At 41.7% G+C, this 14270-nt stretch carries 18 protein-coding genes; 8 read left to right on the top strand and 10 right to left on the bottom strand.

Annotated features, from left to right (window positions below):
• Positions 1 to 21: 21 nt before the first annotated feature.
• A complete protein-coding gene (locus tag ACEYW6_RS14400) occupies positions 22 to 822 on the bottom strand; it encodes a D-alanyl-D-alanine carboxypeptidase family protein (RefSeq protein WP_412980230.1) in 801 nt (266 codons plus the stop codon).
• A 102-nt stretch (positions 823 to 924) separates the two neighbouring features.
• Between ACEYW6_RS14400 and ACEYW6_RS14395 the strand changes: the two genes are divergently transcribed.
• Positions 925 to 1842 carry an AEC family transporter gene (locus tag ACEYW6_RS14395; protein WP_412980229.1) on the top strand — a complete coding sequence of 306 codons (918 nt, stop codon included), beginning with the start codon at positions 925 to 927 and terminating at the stop codon, positions 1840 to 1842.
• A gap of 45 nt (positions 1843 to 1887) precedes the next feature.
• Here the strand turns inward: ACEYW6_RS14395 and tsaB are convergent, their stop codons facing one another.
• Both tsaB and ACEYW6_RS14385 read right to left on the bottom strand, forming a co-directional pair.
• A complete protein-coding gene (gene tsaB, locus ACEYW6_RS14390; RefSeq protein ID WP_412980228.1) occupies positions 1888 to 2544 on the bottom strand; it encodes a tRNA (adenosine(37)-N6)-threonylcarbamoyltransferase complex dimerization subunit type 1 TsaB in 657 nt (218 codons plus the stop codon).
• A gap of 399 nt (positions 2545 to 2943) precedes the next feature.
• Positions 2944 to 3192, bottom strand: coding sequence for a Ycf34 family protein (locus ACEYW6_RS14385; RefSeq protein WP_100899275.1), 249 nt, complete (start codon positions 3190 to 3192; stop codon positions 2944 to 2946).
• Positions 3193 to 3278: 86 nt separating this feature from the next.
• Here ACEYW6_RS14385 and ACEYW6_RS14380 point away from each other — a divergent pair, with 86 nt between their 5' ends.
• Both ACEYW6_RS14380 and ACEYW6_RS14375 read left to right on the top strand, forming a co-directional pair.
• Positions 3279 to 4595 carry a CCA tRNA nucleotidyltransferase gene (locus ACEYW6_RS14380; RefSeq protein WP_412980227.1) on the top strand — a complete coding sequence of 439 codons (1317 nt, stop codon included), beginning with the start codon at positions 3279 to 3281 and terminating at the stop codon, positions 4593 to 4595.
• Positions 4596 to 4637: 42 nt separating this feature from the next.
• Positions 4638 to 4874, top strand: coding sequence for a hypothetical protein (locus ACEYW6_RS14375; protein ID WP_412980226.1), 237 nt, complete (start codon positions 4638 to 4640; stop codon positions 4872 to 4874).
• On the opposite strand, the gene ACEYW6_RS14370 is transcribed toward ACEYW6_RS14375, so the two are convergent.
• Together ACEYW6_RS14370 and upp are read right to left on the bottom strand one after the other, a co-directional pair.
• Positions 4837 to 5241, bottom strand: a complete 405-nt coding sequence (locus ACEYW6_RS14370) for a DUF2294 domain-containing protein (protein WP_412980225.1) — start codon at positions 5239 to 5241, stop codon at positions 4837 to 4839. The two genes, ACEYW6_RS14375 and ACEYW6_RS14370, sit on opposite strands and share 38 nt — an antisense overlap.
• Positions 5242 to 5491: 250 nt before the next feature.
• Positions 5492 to 6127 carry a uracil phosphoribosyltransferase gene (gene upp / locus ACEYW6_RS14365; protein ID WP_412980224.1) on the bottom strand — a complete coding sequence of 212 codons (636 nt, stop codon included), beginning with the start codon at positions 6125 to 6127 and terminating at the stop codon, positions 5492 to 5494.
• 633 nt (positions 6128 to 6760) lie between these two features.
• Here upp and ACEYW6_RS14360 point away from each other — a divergent pair.
• The 3 genes from ACEYW6_RS14360 (at position 6761) to ACEYW6_RS14350 (ending at position 8927) form a co-directional block, all read left to right on the top strand.
• Positions 6761 to 7948, top strand: a complete 1188-nt coding sequence (locus ACEYW6_RS14360; RefSeq protein WP_412980223.1) for a tetratricopeptide repeat protein — start codon at positions 6761 to 6763, stop codon at positions 7946 to 7948.
• Positions 7949 to 8088: 140 nt separating this feature from the next.
• Positions 8089 to 8547: a DUF3592 domain-containing protein gene (locus ACEYW6_RS14355; protein WP_412980222.1), complete on the top strand. Its 459-nt coding sequence runs from the start codon at positions 8089 to 8091 to the stop codon at positions 8545 to 8547.
• A 125-nt stretch (positions 8548 to 8672) separates the two neighbouring features.
• Positions 8673 to 8927 (top strand): helix-turn-helix domain-containing protein, encoded by a 255-nt coding sequence (locus ACEYW6_RS14350; RefSeq protein WP_412980221.1) that lies wholly within the window; start codon positions 8673 to 8675, stop codon positions 8925 to 8927.
• Here the strand turns inward: ACEYW6_RS14350 and ACEYW6_RS14345 are convergent.
• From ACEYW6_RS14345 to ACEYW6_RS14325, 5 genes are all read right to left on the bottom strand, one after another.
• Positions 8924 to 9193, bottom strand: a complete 270-nt coding sequence (locus ACEYW6_RS14345; protein ID WP_412980220.1) for a hypothetical protein — start codon at positions 9191 to 9193, stop codon at positions 8924 to 8926. The genes ACEYW6_RS14350 and ACEYW6_RS14345 overlap by 4 nt on opposite strands.
• A gap of 71 nt (positions 9194 to 9264) precedes the next feature.
• Positions 9265 to 10431: a pyridoxal phosphate-dependent aminotransferase gene (locus tag ACEYW6_RS14340; RefSeq protein ID WP_412980219.1), complete on the bottom strand. Its 1167-nt coding sequence runs from the start codon at positions 10429 to 10431 to the stop codon at positions 9265 to 9267.
• A gap of 205 nt (positions 10432 to 10636) precedes the next feature.
• Positions 10637 to 10789 (bottom strand): hypothetical protein, encoded by a 153-nt coding sequence (locus tag ACEYW6_RS14335; protein WP_412980218.1) that lies wholly within the window; start codon positions 10787 to 10789, stop codon positions 10637 to 10639.
• Positions 10770 to 11276 carry a hypothetical protein gene (locus ACEYW6_RS14330; protein ID WP_412980217.1) on the bottom strand — a complete coding sequence of 169 codons (507 nt, stop codon included), beginning with the start codon at positions 11274 to 11276 and terminating at the stop codon, positions 10770 to 10772. The genes ACEYW6_RS14335 and ACEYW6_RS14330 overlap by 20 nt, the downstream gene beginning before the upstream one ends.
• Before the next feature lie 38 nt (positions 11277 to 11314).
• Positions 11315 to 12397 (bottom strand): class I fructose-bisphosphate aldolase, encoded by a 1083-nt coding sequence (locus ACEYW6_RS14325; RefSeq protein WP_412980216.1) that lies wholly within the window; start codon positions 12395 to 12397, stop codon positions 11315 to 11317.
• Positions 12398 to 12749: 352 nt separating this feature from the next.
• Here ACEYW6_RS14325 and ACEYW6_RS14320 point away from each other — a divergent pair, with 352 nt between their 5' ends.
• On the top strand, positions 12750 to 13067 hold the full coding sequence (locus ACEYW6_RS14320) for a hypothetical protein (protein WP_196514052.1): 318 nt from the start codon (positions 12750 to 12752) through the stop codon (positions 13065 to 13067).
• 237 nt (positions 13068 to 13304) lie between these two features.
• Positions 13305 to 14219, top strand: a complete 915-nt coding sequence (locus ACEYW6_RS14315; RefSeq protein ID WP_412980215.1) for a M48 family metallopeptidase — start codon at positions 13305 to 13307, stop codon at positions 14217 to 14219.
• Positions 14220 to 14270: the final 51 nt, after the last annotated feature.

Genomic DNA, 14270 nt, shown 5'->3' with positions numbered 1-14270 from the left:
AATTATTTTGACTCCAGTCTCCTATGGTGATATTTGAGCGGGTTTCAAATTTCTGGCTTTGTAGAACATTTCTAAGCTATTGCGATCGCCTACAAAACGCCAGTGCCAAGGCTCATAACTCACACCTTGAGCATTATTTTTAGGAAATGACATTTCAAAGCTGAAACGTGCTGCATTTGCTTGCAGCCACCGATAAGCCTTGGTATTGTCAAAGTTAGTTTGGAGATTAGTTGCTGGTACTGATCCGTCTCCAACATCCACAGCATAACCTGTGTGATGTTCGCTATGACCAGGAGGAGCGCTGAGGGCAGCTCGTTCTATTGGTGTTTGATTTCGCTGGGCACCGACACCAAAAAACAATGGCTCCTGGTCTTTGACTGAGCGAAAGCCAGAAATTGGTACTAAAATTACACCTGCACTCCGCGCTGCTGCTACCATCTCCTCAAACTTTTGGGCAGCAGATTTTCGCATTCTAATGCCCCTATTTGCGGAGATGGTTACCAGTTCTGACTCAGGGGCTTCTGGGTATGCCAGATGCCCTAACAAAGTATTGACATTATCAGATTCTGTAGTTGGTGTAGGTGCAGAACTAGTGACCGAGGGTTGAGAATCAGCAATTTTTTTGGGTGCAGTGACGAAAAACAAAAAACCGCTAATTAAAGCCAGCAAGACAAATCCCGCAACTCCCCCAATAAGGATAATTCGGGGTTGCAACCAGACGTTAGGTGTTGCAACAGGGGTATCGCGTACAGCCACTGGAATATCATCACCAAGGTCATTCGATGAGTTTTGCGGTTTTCCAGAAAACCCAGCCTTATTCAAGGGTAAACTCCTGTTTTTGTGGGATAGCCATAACAGATTTTGCACTGGACAAAAGTAAACGTAACAGGTAGCATTTTACATCTGTGGTTCTTAGGCGCAATCTTGACAAACCTTTTAGCACTATACGTCAAGCTGGGAGGATTAGTCCTGGTAGGTTTTATTCTCGGACGCAAACTACCTGTAACAGTTCCTACACGTTTGGGACAGTATCTTTTTTGGGTGGGAGTACCCATAAGCATAGTATCTTTTTTGCGTCAATCTAGCTTGTCAGGGCAAATTTGGATTGCACCTGCAATCGCTTATCTCGCCATTTTACTCGGAGCATTTTTAGCTTGGTTAGGGATTAAAGGACAAGCCTATTTTAGAAATACTGTCCCCCAAGCACCAACTCAGGCTAGCTTGATCCTAGCGGCAACGTTGGGTAATACAGGTTATCTTGGCTTTCCCATCACCTTAGCAATACTAGGCAAGGAATACTTTGCTTGGGCGTTATTTTACGATTTGTTAGGTTCATTCCCAGGAACTTATGGCTTGGGTGTTCTACTAGCAGCCCGTTTTGGCGGCGGTGTCCAGAATCATTGGCAGACTACTAGGGTCATCTTAATTAATCCTGCGCTATGGAGTTTCGGATTTGGCTTGCTGGTTCGAGAAGCAACAATTTCCACAGTAGTAGAATTTTGCTTGGAGAAATTGGCTTGGAGTAGTGTAGCTTTATCTCTAGTGTTAATAGGAATGCGATTAGGACTGCTCAAATCTTGGCGTAGCTTACCACAAGCAGGGATGAGTTTGGGAATCAAAATGTTGTTAGTTCCCTTGATATTGGGCAGCATATTGCCACTGTTTGGATTAACTGGTTCCACAGCAAAGGTAATTCTCTTACAAATGGCTATGCCCCCAGCTTTCGGCACACTGGTAATTGCTGAGACATTCAATCTCGACCGCGATTTGGCGGTTACTGCTTTAGCTACTGGGGCTATAGTATTGCTGGTTACTCTCCCAGTTTGGCTGTGGCTGTTCTGATTTTAGATTTATGTACTGTGACGCGAAGGAATTGACGCATATCAGTTAAAGTTCTACAGGATGTTGCCCATAATATGGCAAAGCCTCTGACCAATTAGGACACTTGCCCTCTTGCCAATCGAGATTAGCTAGTTCCAAAATACTTGTCACTGTCGCTGCTAGACCAGATTGGGCTTGAATCAACTGACAATTAGTGTTCCAATTCGCTAAAGTTTCCTGCCATGCTTCTGGTGTGAACACTCTGTCTGGCAAACACACTTTGAGTTTAGAAGCATCTGGCTCAAACTGATAAATAGCAGCGAAAATTTGACCTCGTTGGGCTGGCATTTCCACAGCAATCGTTTTTGGATTTTGACTTTTGCTTGCTTCTGACCAAGCTACCGCAGCCAAAGTTGAAATCGCAAATACAGGAATCTCTAACTGTTGCCCTAAAGTACGAGCAGTAACAACACCAATCCGAGTTCCTGTAAAGCCGCCAGGCCCTTTTGCAACTGCGATAAATGACAAATCTCCCCAAGTTTGCGGTTTGATAAATTCAATTAAATATTGATGTACTAAGCTAGATAAATCACGTCCCAAATTCCAAACCTGAGAGCGAGTTTCACCAGCAAAATTACTAATTCCCAAACCTAATTCGGGTGTGGTGGTATGTAGTGCCAAAGCGTATTTATTTGTTACAAGGTCTTTTAGTTCCGTTGTCAAAGTTACTTAAAATATCTATTTTTATAAAGTTAACGTGATTTATTCAAGCATATAACATAGCGGTTCTTAATTGAATAGACTACATTTCTTTTCTTATGCTTTGCACAGAAGTCTTAGGGTAAACGTTTTACTGTTTCAGCAAAATCAGAAAGCGATGGCGCAAGCGCCCGCCGTAGGCGATCGCAAATCTTCCCTTGCTGTTCACTCTCTAATAGCGATCGCTTTCCTGACATCTCTTCCCCATACCATAAATTCGCGATCGTTTAGATGGACAAAATCTCATTACAGCAGAAATCATGTATTTGAAGCACATCTGTCGTAAGGGCACAGCAATGCTGTGCCCCTACCGAGTGGTCTATTGACCAGAAAATAGCTGTAAGATACACCAATCATTTTCTATCAAGTCGGCACTAATTCACCAGGACGCAACTTCGACCACTTACCCGTTTCCCGTTTGAAGCTCAGACAACCAACAACATCCCATTCCATTTCAATTACATCATCTTTAGTCCGAATGTTGACATTGATAGAAGGTTCATTCGGGTCAAAATTTGGTGTTTCGGTCAAGTGAGGCTGTTGGTGCTGTCCTTCGACGGCATGATAGGTAACACATCGGTCTACATAGTGGCAGTTCACGCAAATACACATAATAGAACCAACTCCAGGGGCCTTTATTGTTAATCTAACTTAAGCCCAACTGTTATTCATGAGTTGCTGGGTTGATTTTTATTACAATGCACGAATCAATTCTTTCTACCCTAGCTCCCGAAAATTGGCCTTTTAGCTTGAAATTCCTGCCACAACCTGCTTACATGGTAGGTGGCGCTGTCCGAGATGCTATCCTTGGCAGAACTCGCGAATATTTGGATCTAGATTTTGTTATACCATCCAAGGCGGTAAAGGTAGCAAGAGCGATCGCTCATCATTACAAAGCTGGTTTTGTGTTGCTCGATGCCGAACGACAAATTGCTCGTGTGGTTTTTCCTCATGCCACGGCTGACTTTGCCCAACAGGAAGGAGATAGTTTAGAAGTTGATTTGCACAGACGGGACTTTACAGTAAATGCGATCGCCTATAATCCCCATACCCAAGAAATCATTGATCCTCTGCAAGGTTATGCAGATTTACAACAGGGCATCTTGCGAATGGTATCACCCGCGAACTTAGAAGATGATCCTTTGCGGTTAATGCGAGGTTATCGCCAAGCCGCCCAACTAGGTTTTACTATTGAGCCAGCTACCAAAGCCGCAATTCGTTCTTTAGCATCACATATCAGCAAAGTTGCAGCCGAACGAGTTAGGGTAGAAATTGGCTATCTACTGGCAAATTCTCAGGGTACTCGCTGGATCACAAGTGCTTGGGAAGATGGTTTACTTGCCCCTTTCTTCAAAAACACCACCCGTGAAAGCTTGATCAAACTAGCAGCAGTTGACAATGCAGCTGCCTTGCTCACCCAAAATTGGCAACAATTAGGGGCACAACTGCAAGAATATGTCCGCGATAGTATCAAAACTACTTGGTTAGGTATTGCCAAACTTGCTTGTCTTGTCAACCCAGATCCAGAATTAGCAGAAATAGAGCTACAGCAACTAACTTATAGTCGTGCCGAAATCCGGGGTGTAACCACTGCTTTGAAACTGTTACCGCAGCTTCAAGTAGTCGATATGTCCTTGCGAGAACAATACTTTTTCTTCCATGACGCAGATATTGTCTTTCCCGCGACGGTAGTACTCGCTGTAGCACTTGATAATTTGGTAGAGGCGATGTCTGGTGACAAGCCACTACACACAGCAGTGGAAACCAAAGCAAGACGCTGCCTTATTTGGGCACCTTTGATCAACCGCTACCTAAACCCTGATGATCTGGTCGCTCATCCCACTCCACTAGTAAGCGGGAAGGAGTTGATTATAGCATTAGATATTCCAGCTTCCTCAATAATCGGCCAATTGTTGACAGAAATTGGCGTAGCACAAGCTGAGGGAAAAGTCTCAACACCAACCGAGGCGATCGCTTTTGCACGTCAGTTACAACAGAGGACAGCAGGTAAGTAAGGATAAAAGGAAAACTTTAGTGTAAGTTTAGAGATGCTAGATATGATGCTAACTAATTTGAGTGCGAACCGAGTTATTAATTACCTCAAACACGACTCAAAAACCGCTACTATCCCAATCATTGCAATAACACCTCTAACAATGGCACAATATTATGAATCTGCGATGCTCACAGGATTTGATGATTGCATTACTAAACCCTATGATTTTATTCAATTAGAAGTAGTAATCAGTCGCCACATCAGTCAGCTAAGTTCTTTACATTTCCCTTGGGAATAAATTCAAGATTACGCAGATCAGGTAATTGATTGAAAACTACAATAATTCCAGTACGACCTGTTGCTAAATTTGTGTTTGACATAAGTTCTAGGACTGGTTGACCAATAATTTCTTCAATCAAATTTTTCAATTCTGGTTTAATTATTTTGTCTAAATATAATCGTATTTGTTCAGCTAAAATCGCATAACCTCCCTTCAGTAGAGTTTGTTCTGCTTGGGTCACAGAGTTTTCTATAGAAATTACAATTTCAGTATCAAAAAAATGACAGATAATTAGGCTAGGAGACTTGCCTAGTTTCTCACTATATAATTTTATGATTTGCTGTGATATTTCTGTTTCTAATTGTCCAAAAGTCGATTGTTCCATAATTATCTACAATGTAATATTTAACGTTCGAGTCTGTTAGTTTAAATATCCAATACTATAGTAGATGCTCATAAAATAGTCCGAGAAAATCAATATTTTATATGAAGTTAGTTTATCAATTTGATGTATTTACTATGATTTTATTTTAGAAAATTATCAAATTTTACGAATGTAAAAGTTGTTAATCAAGGATTCGTGCAGTGTCCAGTTAATTACTGCATTGATCATCATTTTCTCATGGTTAATCAGCTTATTTTGTGCCAAATAAGCGATCGCCTGCATCTCCCAATCCAGGAATAATATAGCCATGTTCATCCAAATGATCATCAATGGCGGCAGTATACAGCGGCACATCAGAATGTACATCACAAAAATGCTCGATACCTTCTGGTGCAGCGAGTAAGCAGACAAACTTAATTGATAAGGGATTAGTTGATTTCAGCCGTTCCACAGCGGCCACAGCCGAATTACCAGTCGCCAGCATTGGGTCTACCACGAGCATATCTCGCTGGTCAACATCATGAGGAACTTTAAAATAATACTCAACAGGAATTAGGGTTTTTGGGTCACGGTATAAACCAATATGCCCTACCCGTGCTGATGGCATCAACTCCAGCATACCATCCAAAATTCCTTGTCCTGCCCGCATCACAGAAACTAGCACCAACTTTTTATCAGGAGCAAGCATTGGTGCATTCATTGGGGCTAATGGTGTTTTAATCTGTTCATATTTCAGTGGTAAATCCCGTGTGACTTCATAAGCTAACAACAGGCTAATTTCTTTAAGGAGAGTACGAAATTTAGTTGTGCTGGTTTCAGCTTTACGCATCAGCGTTAGTTTGTGCTGAATCAATGGATGTTCAATTAATGTTACTTGGTTGTGCATATTTTAGTCATTTTGAGCTACAAAACCTTCTTCAATAATTAAGTAATTTTCTGAAAAAATTATGGCATTTTTGTATCCAGTGTATACGATAGCCACTTTGGAGTTGGTGATCTGAGGAATTAGTTTATATGAACTTAACAGTTAGTTGGGCTATGGAAGTGTAGACGCATTCGTAGAGCGTCTCCTAGAGAAGCGGCTTGTCGCTAGACATCGCTTGATATAGAGGTTACTTAAAACATCGACGTAATAAACCCGTTGGTATCCAGGTACTGTGGTGGGGCTGGTTAAAATTACTCATAAAAGTAAGAGTTGGCTGCGATCGCTCCTAATCCACGACTTGGGGGAGACCCCAGACGCTGCGCGAAGAGAGCGCACCCCTAAAAAAGGGATGGATCTTATTTAGGGGATTGGGGGATGTGTTCTGCGGAAGTCCTAAGATGTATATATCTTGAGTTAGTTTCAGTAAGCTTGTCTAAGAAGTACAACTTGAGGATTTTTGATAGCAAATCAAGTATCCTTATGCTGTGCTTTGTTAAAAACTCGCCATATGATGATTTGATGCTATATCGGCACAAAATAGAAGTTGGTCACTAAAGCAAGCAAAAAAATCTGAATCCAGAATTTATTGGCAATATGAAACTCAGTCTGTGCATGATTGTGAAAAATGAAGCAGCAACACTGCCTAAATGCCTGAACAGTGTCAGAAAAGTAGTCGATGAAATGGTAGTCTTAGATACAGGCTCAATCGATCGCACTCCCAATATTGCCCAACAACTCGGTGCAAAAGTCCATCATTTTAAATGGTGTAATGACTTCAGTGCTGCCCGCAATGCAGCTCTCAAATATGTCACTGGAGATTGGATTCTGGTATTAGATGCTGATGAAACTCTGACACCAGGAATTGTACCGCAAGTGCGAGAGGCGATCGCAAGAGACGAATACCTGCTCATCAACCTCGTCCGCCACGAAATTGGTGCAGAACAATCTCCCTATTCTCTGGTTTCCAGGCTGTTCCGCAATCATCCAGATATTCATTTTGACCGTCCTTATCATGCTTTGGTAGATGATAGCGTGTCAGAAATTTTAACTAAAGAACCTCATTGGCAAGTGGGCTATTTACCAGGGGTGGCACTTTCACACGTAGGATATCAAAAAAGTGCGATCGCTCAAAATAACAAATATGCCAAAGCAGCTACGGCGATGGAAGGGTTTCTCGCTACTCATCCTGATGATCCCTATGTTTGCAGTAAATTAGGGGCATTGTATGTGGAAACTGGGAAAGTTTCCCAAGGTATGGAGTTGCTGAGACGAGGAATCAGCGCTGCTGAAGAAAACTACGATATTTTATATGAACTCCACTATCATTTAGGCATTGCCTACAGTCGGTTGCAAAAATTTCCACAAGCTATTTCTCACTATAAAACTGCCATCAAATTGCCAATTTACCCCATGCTCAAATTAGGAGCATACAATAATTTGGGTAACTTACTCAAAGCAGCAGGAGATTTAAACGGTGCAAAAGCTGCTTACGCCACAACTTTGAAAATTGACCCTACTTTTGTTGTTGGACATTATAATTTGGCGATGATATTTAAGGCTTTGGGTTTATTTACAGATGCGATCGCATGTTACCAAAATGCAATCGCGTTAAATCCCAACTATGCCGAAGCGTATCAAAATTTAGGGGTAGTGTTGCTCAAAGCTGGCCATCATCAAGATAGTTTAACAGCTTTTAAAAAAGCGATCGCTCTGCATGAAAGATATAATCCCGATGAAGCGAAGAGACTACGCCAGGGGTTACGGGAGATGGAGTTGATGTAGATTTGAGAAGGCATTGGGGAGAATAACAAAAGTTTCAAGACTTGTCTCCCCTAGTTCTACCCGATTGTTACCTAATCTAAAAATATCGACCTAAAAGTTGAAATCAAAACTTTTGGCTATATCGAACTTTTGAAAATTTTATGAATGAAGATACAAAGTTCTTTCGGATATTTGGTTCAATATTCGGCGGTGTTGGCAGCATAATTGCCGTCACGGGCATAATAATTGGGCTGAATACTCGTTCCTTTGTGGGCACCGCAGTACCAGCACAAGGGACAATAATCGATTTGGTGCAACGTTTATCAACTGATAGTAAGGGCCGTTCCTCTTATGTCTACTATCCAGTGGTGGAATTTACCACTCCCTCTGGTGAACCAACAGTTTTTGAAGCAAATTCAGGCAGCAACCCACCAGAATTTACTAAAGGTCAGCAGGTAGAAATATTATACAGTCCTGAAAAGCCAAATTCTGCCATGATCAACTCTTGGTTAAGTTTATGGTTTTTACCTGTTATGTTTACTAGTTTAGGATCAATTTTTGCCTTGGTTGGAGGAGTTGTCCTAGTCAGGACTTTTCCACGTTTGATAAGTTTTAAATAAAAGTATTTTGAGAACAAAATATACTTATTTTTTTATATTGCATCAAAGTTACCAGTCAAATCTACATTAAAAACAGAAAAAATCCGACAAGGTAGATTTAATAAATATTTGAGGCAGTAATAACTATGCTTGAACCCTGTCCGATCCGCACCAAAGCTGATTATTGTGCTGCACTTGATGCAATTGAAAGATTGTTTGATGCAGAACTAAATACACCAGAGTTTGACCGCTTGAAAGTTTTAACTACGCTTGTGGAAGCATACGAGCATAGGCATTACCCGATTGAAGCACTAGACCCTATTGAAGCAATCTTATATTATCTTGAATCCCGTGAGTTGTCTTTAGATGGATTAGAGCCAATAAAACAAGTGATGTTTTAAGCGTCTGGAACTTCTAACTCAGAACTCGGAACTTCTAGCTCGGAACACGGAACTTCTAGCTCGGAACACGGAACTTCTAACTCAGAACTCGGAACTTCTAGCTCGGAACTCGAAACTTTTAGCTCGGAACTCGGAACTTCTAGCTCGGAACTCGGAACTTCTAGCTCGGAACTCGGAACTTCTAGCTCAGAACTCGGAACTTCTAGCTCGGAACTCGGAACTTCTAGCTCAGAACTCAGAACTTCAGGTTTAAAAATGAACTCCACCTTTTCGACTAAGAAAAGGTGGAGCTAATAAGTTGAAGAGTTGATAAATTCTCCTCACAAATGACAACTAACTAAATACGCGACTTGACAAATTGCTCTAATCTATCCATTCCCTTTTCAATCGTCGCCATATCTGTGGCGTAGGAAAGGCGAATGTTGTCATCAGCGCCAAAAGCAATTCCGGGAATGACTGCAACTTGATGTTTTTCCAACAAAGCGTCACAAAATTCTAAGGATTTTAGACCGGTTTTGCTGATATCAGGAAACAGATAAAAAGCGCCATCTGGTTTTGCGGTACTCAATCCGGGAATGGCGTTGAGTCTGTCTAACATAACTTGTCGCCGCTTGGCGAAAGCTTGGCGCATTTCTTCGACACAATCTTGAGAACTTTCCAAAGCCGCGATCGCACCATATTGGGCAAAGGTACACACGTTAGATGTACTATGCCCTTGGATGGTACTCGCTGCTTTAATGATTTCCACAGGCCCTGCTAAATAACCAAGTCTCCACCCAGTCATGGAATAAGCCTTTGCAAACCCATTACTGATCAAAGTGCGGTCAAAAATTTCCTTCCCAAGCGAACCGATACTGATATGTTCTGCACCGTCGTAGAGAATCTTTTCGTAAATCTCATCAGAGACGACAAAGATATCTGCATCAACTACTACCTGCGCCAGTGCTTTGATTTCATCTGGCGTGTACACCATCCCAGTGGGATTAGATGGGGAGTTGAGGATAAATAACTTTGTCTTGGGGGTGATTACTTTACGGAGTTGTTCGGGAGTAATTTTATAACCCGTCGTTGCATCTGTAGGCACAATCACCGGAACTCCACCGACCAAGGTTACCATTTCGGGATAACTTAGCCAGTAGGGTGCAGGGATAATTACCTCATCACCTGGATCGATCAGCGCCACCATCAAGTTGTACAGAGAATGCTTGCCGCCATTGGTGACGATGACATTCTCAGACTTGTAATCAAGACCGTTATCAATTTTAAGCTTGTGGGCGATCGCTTCCCTTAACTTTGGTTCTCCGGCTGCTGCACCATACTTGGTTTTGCCTTCATCCAAAGCTTTGACTGCTGCGGCTTTAATATGCGCTGGGGTATCAAAATCTGGTTCTCCAGCGCTAAAACTACAAACATCTATTCCCTCTGCCTTCAGTGCCTTAGCCTTGGCTGCGATCGCTAAGGTTAATGAAGGTGTTACCTGACTTACTCTTGCTGCCAGCTTCATTCTTACTTTTTTTTGGCAAATCTTTCACTTATCTAAGGATATCCCAGAATCCCTACCAAGATTTGCTTTCTCAGAATTCCTTCGCTGGTTTAGTTCATAAAGATTTGCAATTTTATATAGCAGCTAAGTGTCTATAGATGCAAGGGCACACAGCTAGGCTCATCAATCTCACCAAGCCTTCTTTGGAGGTAGAGTGTAAGGATAATTATTTTTGTTGGATTTGGATTGTAGTGAAGTTAAGTGACTCAATCAAAATCCCCTTTAGCGGCTTTATTTTGGGTAATTTCTTTTTCAAAATTACTGCGATCGTAGCCTTTCGCTCTAAATTAACTGCTTCCTCACCGCCTCGGTTCAGCATAACTTCTGGAATTTCTTAGCCGACTTTCACTTTCCGAGTCTCTAGAAATCCCTTCTGTTGCACGCTTTCCACTATCGATATAATTATCGCCAGTTGCTGGTATCTTAACTTTTACCTTCTGACGTTCTTTGGTGGCGTAATAAGGTTTGGAAGATTCAGTTTGTGCTACCCGTCGGTCTTTGGTGGTGTAATAAGGTTTATTTACTTCTACCTTGTGGTTTTTTTCCGAATAATAACCCTCCGCCTGAACTGAAGTAGCAGGTAAGCTAATGAGCCACACTAAACTTGCCAGCATGACTATCGCAATTTTGCGGCGCAATTGATTAAATATTCTCTGGATTTCCAACATTGGAGATATTTGCTCCTCAATATTTAACAAACGATTAAATATTAGAGAACTGTTATGGAGTGAACGTCTTCCTCTAGGTTGGTTATCTATATATAAAAAGTAAGGTGGGCATTGGGCATGGAATGGGGAATGGGGCATTGGGCATGGGTTACGCTCATGTCCCCACTCTCCACTCCCTAAGCTATTGTCACATCCGGCGACAAGTAAACATCTTGAATAGCGTGAAATAGCTTCACACCTTCCTCAAAGGGACGCTGGAATGTTTTTCGCCCAGAAATTAATCCCGAACCACCAGCCCGTTTATTAATTACAGCGGTGCGAACTGCTTCAGCGAAGTCATTTTTACCAGTCGCGCCACCAGAATTAATCAGCCCGACCCGCCCAGAGTAGCAATTTAGTACCTGGTAACGAGTTAAATCAATTGGGTGGTCAGTTGTCAACTCTGTGTAAACCCGCTCATCTGTTTTGCCGTAACTCTTACCAGTGGCTTTGGCAATTGCACCGTAACCATTGTTATTTTCAGCTAACTTTTGTTTGATAATGTCGGCTTCAATGGTTACACCCAAATGATTCGCCTGTCCGGTGAGGTCAGCAGCAACGTGGTAATCTTTATCTTGTTTAAAAGCGTTGTTTCGCAGATAGCACCAGAGAATTGTGACCATCCCCAGTTCATGGGCGCGTTTAAAAGCTTTGCTAATTTCCTGAATTTGTCTAGTAGACTGGTCTGAACCAAAGTAAATTGTCGCACCCACCGCCACTGCCCCTAAATTCCAAGCTTGTTCCACATCAGCAAACAATACTTGGTCAAATTGATTCGGGAAAGTCAGCAACTCGTTGTGATTGATTTTGGCAATAAAGGGAACTTTGTGGGCATACTTACGCGAAACGATACCTAGTGTCCCCAAAGTGGTAGCAACTGCATTGCAACCTGAAGCGATCGCTAGCCTGATAATATTTTCTGGGTCAAAGTAAATCGGATTGGGTGCAAAAGACGCACCTGCTGAGTGTTCAATCCCTTGATCCACCGGTAGAATAGACAGATATCCAGTATATGCAAGACGACCAGTAGAATAAAGTAGCTGGAGATTACGCAATACTTGAGGGTTGCGATCGCTGTTGATCCAGATGCGATCTACAAAGTCTGGCCCAGGCAAATGTAGTAAATCACGAGAAACTTTTGCTTTGTAGGTAAGCAGGTCTTCTGCCTCTTTACCTAGCAATGACTCTATAGAAGTAGCCTCTATGAGCGTTGTAGTCATAGCGTTTTCCTCAAAAATTGAGCAAATGACCTTTGCCCTTAAGATAGCATTTTTAATACTCGTAACCTGCTTAAGCTTGCATTAACTAGATATATATTCCTTTGGATATAAAAGTCTTAAATCATTCTTTAAAAATCGATAAAATCAATGATTATCTGAGATATAACCATGATTTGAGCCAAGATGCACAAAGAAAAAATAGTGCTTTTGAGGATTTTGGTGAATTGCAGACTGATAATTAATTTGATATATTTCGATTCTGATACTTATAATCTGACAACAATAAGGTTAGAAAGTAATCTCCATAGACCCCCATTGTAGTAATAATCGTTGGAAGAACAAATACAATTCTATGAGTAAGTTTCAAATTGATATCGACTTCAGCAATATAGATTTAGCTTCCCTTGAGACAGAAGAAGATTTTCAAAGAGAGGCAAAAATATTACTACCAAAGGTACTAGTCAAAGTAGGTGAAAGTGTGGGGGAAAAGACTTGGGAAGAATTACAGCAAAAGCTGCAAGGAACCGGAGGTAAACTCAAATCTTCTCCAAGCGAAAAACGCAGGTTTATGCAAGAAACCGGAAGAACTTATCAACGAAATGCCAGTAAGAGAGAAAGGCAAGAACTAGAAGATTATATAGTAGAGCAATTACGCCAGCACAAGCAGTAAATAGCTACCTAAGTCTGATGTAAGTGTATTCTAACTTCTATCTCTGAGTAGCGATGTCTACGACAGGCTATGCCTACGCTGTGCCACTGACATGGCTACCGTCGCTAACGCCAACAGACCGAAGTCCTCCTGAGCGGACTTTGTTTTGTAGTACCTTTGTAAATCTTAAATTTACACCAAATCTATTTTGCATTATTGTATAAAAATCATCCTTGTATTACAGCGGTATCAACAATAATGCTTAACTGGGACAGAACACTGCTAACTACTAGTTCCTTATGCCTACTTTTGTTCTCTGCAATGCTGCCAGTCCAGGCTAAACCAGTCCAACAGAAGAAACCAGCACCCACAGCCACAACATTTTACCAGCAAGCTAAAAAAGAATTACCTGAAGATTTTTATACTCTCTATCGCGTCATAGATAGAATAGCGCGTGCCAACGAATTAGATAATCGTCCTTGGCGAGTTGTGGCTGTTCCCAAGTATGATGTCAATGCATTTGCAAGTGACGTTAATTTGGTTGCGATTTACGATGGCATACTTGACCAGTTAGCTGGTGATTCCTCAGCATTAGCTTGTGTAGTTGCCCATGAAATGGGACATCACACCAAGCGTCACATCGCTGTTGGCGCAGCTCAAAGAACTGAGTTGATTGCCAAAATTCAGGAAGAAGCAACCAAAGAAGTACTGGGAGAAAGAGAAACTGCAAACCAAGAGTCAACAGCTGCTACTGTTGGCGGTGCCGTTTTGGGTGGTGTAATCGGGGGAAATGTCGGTGGTTTCCTGGGTTCCGTTCTTGGCAATCAAGGCACTCAACGACAAGTAGAATCACAGCAACGCATTAATGAGATTGTCGAGAAAAAGAAAAAAGAGTTAGAACAGCGGTTAGCAGAACAAGAACGACAACAAGAGTTTGAAGCTGATGAAATTGGCTACATAGCTTCTGTGAAAGCAGGCTTTGAACCAGAAGGATGTTTGAGAGTCATGCAGGTTTTGGCTCAAACTCCTGGTTCTGAATTTGATACAACTCATCCAGCAGTACCCAAACGGATTGAGGCAATTAAAGCTTTAATTATTAAGTATCCACCCCAGACTTTGGTTAAAGAGGGTGAAGCGCGAATATCTAAGAGGGTGTTTATAAATAAAAAATAAACAACACCATAGTCATTCCCCAAGACAGGTATCTTAAAAGAGACAGTCGTA

This window comes from Nostoc sp. UIC 10607 (genome assembly GCF_047228265.1).
GTDB classification, from domain to species: Bacteria; Cyanobacteriota; Cyanobacteriia; order Cyanobacteriales; family Nostocaceae; genus Nostoc; species Nostoc foliaceum_A.
The sequence above is the reverse complement of the archived record's forward strand: the minus strand, read 5'-3'. Positions and strand labels throughout refer to the sequence as shown.

Excerpts from the sequence above, each read along its gene's own strand:
- ACEYW6_RS14385 (WP_100899275.1), bottom strand. The coding sequence starts at position 3,192 with ATGTGTATTTGCGTGAACTGCCACTATGTAGACCGATGTGTTACCTAT.
- ACEYW6_RS14380 (WP_412980227.1), top strand. The coding sequence starts at position 3,279 with ATGCACGAATCAATTCTTTCTACCCTAGCTCCCGAAAATTGGCCTTTT.
- ACEYW6_RS14375 (WP_412980226.1), top strand. The coding sequence starts at position 4,638 with ATGATGCTAACTAATTTGAGTGCGAACCGAGTTATTAATTACCTCAAA.
- ACEYW6_RS14370 (WP_412980225.1), bottom strand. The coding sequence starts at position 5,241 with ATGGAACAATCGACTTTTGGACAATTAGAAACAGAAATATCACAGCAA.
- upp (WP_412980224.1), bottom strand. The coding sequence starts at position 6,127 with ATGCACAACCAAGTAACATTAATTGAACATCCATTGATTCAGCACAAA.
- ACEYW6_RS14360 (WP_412980223.1), top strand. The coding sequence starts at position 6,761 with ATGAAACTCAGTCTGTGCATGATTGTGAAAAATGAAGCAGCAACACTG.
- ACEYW6_RS14355 (WP_412980222.1), top strand. The coding sequence starts at position 8,089 with ATGAATGAAGATACAAAGTTCTTTCGGATATTTGGTTCAATATTCGGC.
- ACEYW6_RS14350 (WP_412980221.1), top strand. The coding sequence starts at position 8,673 with ATGCTTGAACCCTGTCCGATCCGCACCAAAGCTGATTATTGTGCTGCA.
- ACEYW6_RS14340 (WP_412980219.1), bottom strand. The coding sequence starts at position 10,431 with ATGAAGCTGGCAGCAAGAGTAAGTCAGGTAACACCTTCATTAACCTTA.
- ACEYW6_RS14335 (WP_412980218.1), bottom strand. The coding sequence starts at position 10,789 with ATGCTGAACCGAGGCGGTGAGGAAGCAGTTAATTTAGAGCGAAAGGCT.
- ACEYW6_RS14330 (WP_412980217.1), bottom strand. The coding sequence starts at position 11,276 with ATGCCCCATTCCCCATTCCATGCCCAATGCCCACCTTACTTTTTATAT.
- ACEYW6_RS14325 (WP_412980216.1), bottom strand. The coding sequence starts at position 12,397 with ATGACTACAACGCTCATAGAGGCTACTTCTATAGAGTCATTGCTAGGT.
- ACEYW6_RS14320 (WP_196514052.1), top strand. The coding sequence starts at position 12,750 with ATGAGTAAGTTTCAAATTGATATCGACTTCAGCAATATAGATTTAGCT.
- ACEYW6_RS14315 (WP_412980215.1), top strand. The coding sequence starts at position 13,305 with ATGCTTAACTGGGACAGAACACTGCTAACTACTAGTTCCTTATGCCTA.